At 57.0% G+C, this 7,464-nt stretch carries 9 protein-coding genes and 1 pseudogene; 2 read left to right on the top strand and 8 right to left on the bottom strand.

Going from position 1 to position 7,464, the window contains the following annotated elements; all coding sequences use genetic code 11:
* From OKB77_RS24100 to OKB77_RS23675, 3 genes are all read right to left on the bottom strand, one after another.
* Window positions 1–171: DUF3391 domain-containing protein (locus OKB77_RS24100; RefSeq protein ID WP_443111799.1), on the bottom strand; the 171-nt coding region annotated here is incomplete at its 3' end.
* 259 nt (window positions 172–430) lie between these two features.
* The gene (locus OKB77_RS23680) at window positions 431–655 is read right to left on the bottom strand and encodes an MbeD family mobilization/exclusion protein (RefSeq protein ID WP_063639086.1); all 225 of its coding nucleotides are present in this window, start codon (window positions 653–655) and stop codon (window positions 431–433) included.
* Complete coding sequence (locus OKB77_RS23675; RefSeq protein ID WP_063639085.1) at window positions 656–1,129, bottom strand: MbeB family mobilization protein; 474 nt, start codon at window positions 1,127–1,129, stop codon at window positions 656–658.
* 250 nt (window positions 1,130–1,379) lie between these two features.
* On the opposite strand from OKB77_RS23675, the gene OKB77_RS24095 reads away from it, so the two are divergent.
* Entirely contained in the window at window positions 1,380–1,577 is a 198-nt protein-coding gene (locus tag OKB77_RS24095; protein ID WP_063639084.1) for a hypothetical protein, read from the top strand.
* Between the two features lie 236 nt (window positions 1,578–1,813).
* Here OKB77_RS24095 and OKB77_RS23665 read toward each other — a convergent pair whose 3' ends face one another.
* Genes OKB77_RS23665 through OKB77_RS23655 form a run of 3 tightly spaced genes read right to left on the bottom strand, consistent with a single transcriptional unit; the run spans window position 1,814 to window position 2,627 of the window.
* Window positions 1,814–1,984 carry a hypothetical protein gene (locus OKB77_RS23665; RefSeq protein ID WP_164882767.1) on the bottom strand — a complete coding sequence of 57 codons (171 nt, stop codon included), beginning with the start codon at window positions 1,982–1,984 and terminating at the stop codon, window positions 1,814–1,816.
* Entirely contained in the window at window positions 1,984–2,325 is a 342-nt protein-coding gene (gene mobC, locus OKB77_RS23660) for a plasmid mobilization relaxosome protein MobC (protein WP_063639083.1), read from the bottom strand. Before mobC ends, OKB77_RS23665 begins: the two co-directional genes overlap by 1 nt.
* Entirely contained in the window at window positions 2,322–2,627 is a 306-nt protein-coding gene (locus tag OKB77_RS23655; protein ID WP_063639082.1) for a hypothetical protein, read from the bottom strand. The genes mobC and OKB77_RS23655 overlap by 4 nt, the downstream gene beginning before the upstream one ends.
* Before the next feature lie 1,672 nt (window positions 2,628–4,299).
* On the opposite strand from OKB77_RS23655, the gene OKB77_RS23650 reads away from it, so the two are divergent.
* Window positions 4,300–5,958 carry a methyl-accepting chemotaxis protein gene (locus OKB77_RS23650; protein WP_270660746.1) on the top strand — a complete coding sequence of 553 codons (1,659 nt, stop codon included), beginning with the start codon at window positions 4,300–4,302 and terminating at the stop codon, window positions 5,956–5,958.
* Here OKB77_RS23650 and OKB77_RS23645 read toward each other — a convergent pair.
* Together OKB77_RS23645 and OKB77_RS23640 are read right to left on the bottom strand one after the other, a co-directional pair.
* A pseudogene (locus OKB77_RS23645) lies at window positions 5,958–6,227 on the bottom strand (transposase); the annotation flags it as partial. The gene OKB77_RS23650 and the pseudogene OKB77_RS23645 overlap by 1 nt on opposite strands.
* A gap of 113 nt (window positions 6,228–6,340) precedes the next feature.
* Window positions 6,341–7,464 (bottom strand): HD-GYP domain-containing protein (locus OKB77_RS23640; protein ID WP_270818666.1); only part of this gene is annotated, 1,124 nt, incomplete at its 5' end.

Below are 7,464 nucleotides of genomic sequence, written 5' to 3'. Positions count from 1 at the left end.
GGCCAAGTCGACCCAGACCTCCCCGACGCCACATTCTCGAATGGCAGAGAGATCCTGAGGCTCGGTCAGCAGGAAGCTGCCGCGCCAGAATGGGTGTCGAAACCAAGAGCCGGCGAGCTTGTGGATGTACATGCCGAGACGAAGCTCGGATACGGGAATGCGTTTTACCAACTTATTTTCCTTTCTGAGTTGGGTGGTTAGGCGTGCGCCGAGGCTGGCACCCAGCGGTAGAGCGGAGGTAAGGTCACGCCAAGATTCTTGGATCAGCCGGAACCGCCGAAATTGGGATTCCGGCGTACAACCCCTAACAGGGGCATCAACAATGAAGTGGGGCCCACTGACCCCACTCAATCACCGTACTCCCTGTCACCATACTCTCGATACTCCCGCCCGAGGCTCATAGAGCTACGCCGCGGCTCCAGCTCAATGTTCAGGGCTTCAATTTTTGGCTCAATGTCTCGACTTGACCGCTCAAGTGCAACACCTGCTTGCTCAAGCTCCCCACGCTCTCTCGCAATGCCCGGTTCTCGGTAGAGGTGGCCTCGAACATCTGCCGCAAATCGCTGTAGGCGCTCTCCCAGGCCGCGTGCTGCGCTCTGTACCCGCCTTCCAAGCTCTCTAACGCTTTCAATAACTGCCGCTCTAGTTCCGTCATTCAGTACCCCTCCGGGATCCTCCAGGGATATTCCCCTCTCTCTGATTCCTCTTCGCGGCCATAGGCCAACTCCTTCAAGTCCATCTTCACGCACAGCCGCTGGTCCTTGCCGCACGTCGACAGTTCCAATTTTCCGCCCTTCGCTGCCAACTGCTCCAATGTCTTGTTCTGGCGTGAGATCTCTACCCAGTTCTCGGCGATGACCCTGCCCTGGTACCACACCACGACCCAGCTGATCCCCAGCAGAAACGCCACCCCGATCAACGGAAAGACCCACCCCTTCAACACCAGCCAGCCCCACCTCCGGTTCTGGGCGTCGATAGCGGTGTTCAATCTCCGCGCGCTTGATTCCAACGCCGCGAGAATAGCTCTCTCGTGCGGCTCGAACGCGTTCTTCACGCTCGTTTCGATATCGCTCGCCTGCTGCTTCGAGCTCTCTTCGAAGGTCTTGGCCAGCTCTAAAATCTTGCTCATACAGGGCCCCTTTTAGCCGGATATTCCGCCCCCCTTCCGGGTCGGCAATGCTGATACTCTTGCGGGTCTCCCGCACCACCTCAAAGCCGTGTTGCTTCAACGTGGCCACCACGTCTCCCCGGTCGGCCAGCTCACCGGCCGCCGCCAGTGAAAGCAGACCGTCGGTGATCGCTTGTGCCGCGTCCTGTTTGGCTTTTGGCAAGTTGCTGGGGGTCATCAATGCCCGTTTGTTCAAGGGATCATCCGGGTCATGCAAGCCCAACTGGGCGTTGACCACCACCTTCCACGCATCGATGCGGGGCCGGTCGGCCCGGTCGAAATAGGGTTGCAGCCGCTTGCCACTCAGCAGTTCGATATTCGGGATCACGAAGTTGAGCTCAAGCCGTTCTTTGTCCCGGTGCTCCACCCACAGGCAGGCGTACTGATCCCGATCCAGCCCCGGCAATAACGCACGCTCGAAGCTGTCCATCAGCTTGTCCTTGTCCTCCCTGGGCAAATCCGCTTCCTGGAACGACAGCACGCCAGAGGTGTACTTTTTGGCGTAGGGGCTGCTGTCGATCAGCGCCTCGATGAGACCCGGATCGCCACGGTCAAGGGTCGCCCCCTCCCGATCCCGCTGCGGCCCCAGCAGGTAATCGACCGGGCCGCTACCGCGCCCCACACCACGGGCATGAAATTTGACGATCATGACTCGCTGCACAGCCAGACGGTGGCCACACTGAGCGCTTCATCGTGCTCCTGGTAAACCTCCCCGCTGACCTCCTGGCCGTCCTTCAACAACCGCAAGCTCCACCCCTGTTCGCCGGGCAACCGGATCAGGGTGTAGTCATACTCGGCTACGCCGTATTCGTTCATCACGTTACCTCCGTTGAGGGGACAGACAGGGCCTGCAAAGCACGCTCCATCGCCATCAGCACAGCGATCACCTGGACACGTTCAACCGCACCCCACTCCCCGCTATTCACTCGCCGCGCTACCTGGTTGAGGTTGTTGCCGATCCCGGCTATCTGCCTCAGCAGAGCCGGATCGGCTTTGGGTACCGGTGTCCGCCGTCGAGCGGCGGCCTTGTCGTGCCCAAGACACTGGCTCCGCATCCATTCGGCCAGCCGTTCATCGCCACTCAAGCCCTTGAGCCGGGCAAATTCCTCGTCGGTGACTCGGATCTTGATCACCCGTTCACGTTTGGCCGGGGTCATTTCTGGTCACCGTTACCGGAATGAAGCTGCCCCAGCCACGCCGACCGCACAGCATCATGCAACCGGGCCACCACCTCGGGGGCCAAGGTCGAGGTTCGGCCATCCCGTAGGTTCAGCAGGAAGATCTCCAGCTCGCCACAATCCGGACGATTTAAGGTAACGGTGACCGTTTTTTCCCGTTGCCGTGCCCGGTAAGCAGCTTGCTTGGCGGCAGGGCTCAACGCCTTGCCGGTAGGTGGCCGACCCCGGCGCTTGCCACTCGGCAACAAGTCCAGCGTCTGGTCGTCTCGTGCATCCTTCATCCGATCACCTCAATTACGGTAACTGTGACCATATACCTATCCTGTCCGCCGACCTGGGAAAGCCCGGAACGGGGTTTTTCGGGGCGGTGGAGGCAGGGGGTTTCGGGGGCGGCACGCCCCTGAACCAGCTTCACAGAGGAACCGAAGACGCGAAGCGGCTAAGGGCCCTCTGTGTATGCTGGCTTAGAGTCAAGTTTGACATAGCCGGAATAGGTTGTAACCACCTGTTGGCGAGACTAGTTAAAGTAACAGTGACTATAATTAGAGGGCTTCGAGGGTAGGTAACCGGTAGGAGGCAAAAAGAGCTCAACGAGGGGGTGATGATACGTGCCCTGGGGAAACAAAAAACGGGAGAAAAGGATGTTGGCAAGCCGCCACAGTTTGCCGGGCTCTCCTATCTTTCGCTGCGCTTCAAGATAGGAGAGCCCTCCTACAGACCCATATCGATTTGAGGTCTTTTACAGGATAAGCTCGCCTTGCTCCGGACTATCGAGACTGCTTGCGGCAGCTCCCTCTCACGCGCTCCAGAGAACACACCCCGTCCCGCTGCACTCTGCTTTAGCCCCCGCCTGTTGGTCGGGCTGCCGCGCCGTTTTTTAAGAGCTGGCCGTGGTTGGTTCCCCGTTACGCTCTACTTGCAGATGCCCCAGGGTTGCGAGTCCTGGGAGGCTGTGGTGCGCGATTGCACGCTTGGGCAGTATGTGAGATTTCCCCGTTCTGCCCGACCTTCACACCCGCTACGGCAACAATCACTTGCGTCCAATCCGAGCGAATACGACAAAGCGCCAAAGGTGAAAGCCTTTGGTAACAGGGTTCGAGCAGGGGTTTGATACTTGAACAGTGGGCCGCACGCGGCTAAACTGAGGGGGTACTTAACGGTATCCGCTTCCTGCTCGAAGCTGTTACCCACCGGATTCCAAGGCCGGCAAGCCGAGGAACACCGGGCAAAGAACCCGCCTAGATAGGTGGGTTTTTTGTTTTCTGGTGGGCAGGTTACGCTTGATCAGAGGATCTGATCAAGATCATTTAGAATACGAACCTCACAGAACGAGCGTAGAGCTCACTCGCCACCTAACCCATAGCATTTCCATAGCAGGAACAAAAAACGCGCCATAGCGCGTTTTAATGAAGGATCCGAAGAGATGGAAAAGGATCCTGTCTTGATTACGGCATATTCGTTATCGGAGTTCTACGCCGCGCAACAGTCCCCCCAGCCGATACAGCCGTCTCAAGCTGATGATCTTGGCGAAGAGAAAGCTGAACATCGACATTAAAACCACAAGCCGCATGCTCGTCACAGATAAACGCCTCTGTGTTTGGTGCCCAAATCGCCGAAGTGTCTTCTCGGCGAAGCCTTACAGGGGTCGCCTCAGAATTCGGACAATAAAGCACGCTAACGGCTGGCGTGTCAGGTTGAGGCCATAGACGCCGCGCCGAAGGCGTCAGGAAATTCCGGAAAAGGCCCTACTCTGACGCTCTTTCGCCGCTTCGTCTGACGCCCGGTTGGGCTATAGCCTAGCCGGACAGCCTTCATGGCTTGTTTTTGATTTAAGTACTAAATTGCCCCAGACCATACGGCGAGAAGCCTTGAGGGGGAGCCTGACTCAAGATTTCAAATGAACCAGCCGATACAATGAAGGCACATTGATATGCCTAATAATGAGGTGAAGTAGTGAGTGATTGGCTAACCCGTTTTTCAATTAAAACCCGTCTCATCAGTTTGCTCATTCTGCTAGCTGCTACGGCTGCCGGCCTGACAATGGCGGGGCTTAACGGCATGCGCAGCAGCAATGCCGATATTAACCAGATGTACAACAACGTTCTGCTACCGCTCGATAAGCTTGGCGACCTCACCAATCACATGCACCATGCACGCACTCAGCTTTTGCTTGCTCTGCAACATCAGCCTGGTAGTGCGTTCGAAAAGGCACATGACCACCCCGCGAGCATGCATTTCGATGCTGTGGATAGAAGCGTAGGCAGCATGCGTGAGCGCCTTGCTGACTATCAGCGTATGCCAATGAGCAAAGAGCATCAGCGCTTGGCCACTGAACTGCAAAACAAGCTGTCTGATTATCTGGATAATGGTGTTCAACCGACGCTCAATGCAATGCGCCAAGGTGACTATGCGGGAGGGAATGCAATCCTGCTGAATCGCTTGCAACCTGCATTTATGACGACCTATGCCAGCGTGCGTAATCTGGTTGAGTCGGAGCAGGAGAGCGCCAATGCAAGCTACCAGCGCGCTAAAGAGAGCTTCGATCGTCTGGTTGTGATAATCGGTCTCACGCTAGTGGTTGCTCTGTTTCTGGCCACAGTCGTGGCTTTGGCTACTGTATCTGGCATCACAAAAGCTGTTCGCGAGCTTCAAGTCGGCGGTCAGCAGCTAGCTGATGGCAATTTGGGCTATCGAGTTACCTATCAGGGGCGTGATGAGCTGGGCGAAATCTCTAGCTCATTCAATGCAATGGCTTCGCGTTTTCACCACACCATTCAAGAGTTGGCGGGGGCTGTGGAGCAACTGGCAGCCGCAGCTGAGCAGACTGCTCAGATCAGCACTGAAACCAGTGACGGCATCCGCCGCCAGCAGTTGGAGACAGATCAGGTTGCTACTGCGATGAACGAAATGTCAGCTACTGTGCAGGATGTGGCTGGGAACGCGGCCAGTGCAGCAAGAGCAGCACAGGAAGCAGATCAGCAGTCGGAAAGTGGAAAGCTTGTTGTTCATCAAACAATCTCTTCTATCGACAGCCTAGCCAGTGAAGTTGAGCACGCGGCCACCGTTATCCATGAGCTTGAAGCAGACAGTGCTGGTATTAGCTCTGTGGTGGATGTCATTCGCAGCATCGCCGATCAAACCAATTTACTTGCCCTTAATGCGGCTATTGAAGCTGCAAGAGCTGGTGAGCAAGGGCGAGGCTTTGCTGTGGTGGCGGATGAGGTGCGCTCGCTTGCTTCGCGCACGCAACAGTCAACCAGCGAAATTCAGACCATGATTGAAAAACTGCAGGGCGGGGCAAATCGTGCTGTTGCGGTCATGCAAAGTAGTTGCACCAAAGCACAAGCTGGTAAACAACAGGTTGCCAGCGCAGGTCATATGCTGGATCAGATCAGTAACGCTGTTGCGATTATTAATGACATGAATGCCATGATTGCATCTGCCGCTGAGGAGCAAAGCTCTGTCGCGGAGGAGATCAATCGTAACGTTACTAGTGTCAGCCAGATTGCCGAGGAAACTAGCGAGGCTTCCCGTCAGAATGTTGCCACCAGTAAGCAACTATCTGCTCTGGCAACCCAACTTCAGCGTCTGGTGCATATGTTCCGTCTTTAGGCAAACTGACGCAGGATTGTAGTCTCGTACAGCGCCTCCTCCATCGCCGGGTCGCTGTAGCCGAACCAGTTCTGCATCAAATGCACGCACAACATCGCCATCAGCGGATAGGCTGGACTGCCGCCTTCACCCTTCGGGTAGTGCGGCTCGATCAAGGCGATCAAACCCTTCCACGGCACCACCTGATCCATCTCGATCAGGAACAACTCTTTGCGGGCCTGCTTGCGCTTGCCGGCATACTCGGCGTAGGCGAAGGTCATCTGCTTCATCGGAAAACTCGGCGGGTGGAATCCGGGTATTTTGCCAAAATCAGGAAGTCTTCTTCAGAGTTTCCTTAGCGTACGTTTTTCTCCGAATTCTGCGGGGTCCCCTTTTGTGGGGGCTATTCCATCCACAAGTCGTCGAGGTTCTTGAAGTTCCAGAGCGTCGGGTCTTCGGGGCCAGTGATACTGTCCTTGCAACTCGTGGCCGCCAGGTCGATGGTCTGCATCGGGATCGGCTCTCTCGAGCGTAGCGAGAAGAACACGCGAACCTTGGGAGTCAGCAGTGATTCCATTCCCGGCTCAACGACAACGGCCAGACGCTGAGAGGACAGGCGAACCAAGGAGCCGACGGGGTAGATGCCCACGGCCTTGACGAAGGCGTGGAAGATGCGTTTGTCGAAATGGCCCTCCCACTTGGCCATCTGCCGTATCGCCGCGGACGGGTCCCACGGCTTTTTGTAGGCTCGCTCCGACGTCACGGCATCATAGACGTCGCAGATTGCGCCCATGCGGGCCAGGAGTGAAATGGCGTCACCGGCCAAGCGATCCGGGTAGCCGGTTCCGTCGATCTTCTCGTGATGGTGCAGGGCAATGTCCACCACCCCGGGCTCGGCCCCGCCTGCGCGCAGCATCTTTGCGCCCTCCACAGGGTGGCGCTTCATGATGGCGAACTCGGCATCGGTGAGCTTGCCTGGTTTGTTAAGCACTTCCAGCGGCATCGCGGCCTTGCCTAGGTCGTGCATCAGTCCGCCGATGCCAGCCAGGCGCGTTTGCTCCTCGTCTAGATCGAGATGCCGGGCCAGCGATAGCATCAGGGCGCAGACGGCAACCGAGTGCAGGTAGGTGTTATCGTCGTGCGTTTTGATGCGTGCGACGCTGATGAGGGCATGAGGTTGGCGCAGCACCGAGGCAGCGATTTCTCCGACCAGCGGCAACGTCGTGCTTGGGTCGACGGCCTTGCCAAGCCGGGCTTCCTGGAACATGTCCATGACTTGGAACTTGGCCGCAAGACAGAGTTTCCGTGCATAACACATTTCGCTCTCCATTGAGGTTGCGCCGTCACTTTTCTTGCTTAGTGGACTAGACGGCAGAGATTGCTCCTCCGACAATTCTCTGGGCTCTGGGCTCTCTGGGCTCTCTGGGCTCTCTGGGTCGACTTGGCTTTTGGCCAAGTCGACCCAGACCTCCCCGACGCCACATTCTCGAATGGCAGAGAGATCCTGAGGCTCGGTCAGCAGGAAGC

Source organism: Aeromonas sp. Y318-3 (assembly GCF_027706185.1).
Taxonomy (GTDB): domain Bacteria; phylum Pseudomonadota; class Gammaproteobacteria; order Enterobacterales; family Aeromonadaceae; genus Aeromonas; species Aeromonas veronii.
Note: the sequence above shows the minus strand (reverse complement) of the source record. Positions and strands in the feature narration are given on the sequence as shown.

Coding starts and splice junctions, on each gene's coding strand:
- OKB77_RS23680 (WP_063639086.1), bottom strand. CDS start 655: ATGACGGAACTAGAGCGGCAGTTATTGAAAGCGTTAGAGAGCTTGGAA.
- OKB77_RS23675 (WP_063639085.1), bottom strand. CDS start 1,129: ATGAGCAAGATTTTAGAGCTGGCCAAGACCTTCGAAGAGAGCTCGAAG.
- OKB77_RS24095 (WP_063639084.1), top strand. CDS start 1,380: ATGCAAGCCCAACTGGGCGTTGACCACCACCTTCCACGCATCGATGCG.
- OKB77_RS23665 (WP_164882767.1), bottom strand. CDS start 1,984: ATGAACGAATACGGCGTAGCCGAGTATGACTACACCCTGATCCGGTTG.
- mobC (WP_063639083.1), bottom strand. CDS start 2,325: ATGACCCCGGCCAAACGTGAACGGGTGATCAAGATCCGAGTCACCGAC.
- OKB77_RS23655 (WP_063639082.1), bottom strand. CDS start 2,627: ATGAAGGATGCACGAGACGACCAGACGCTGGACTTGTTGCCGAGTGGC.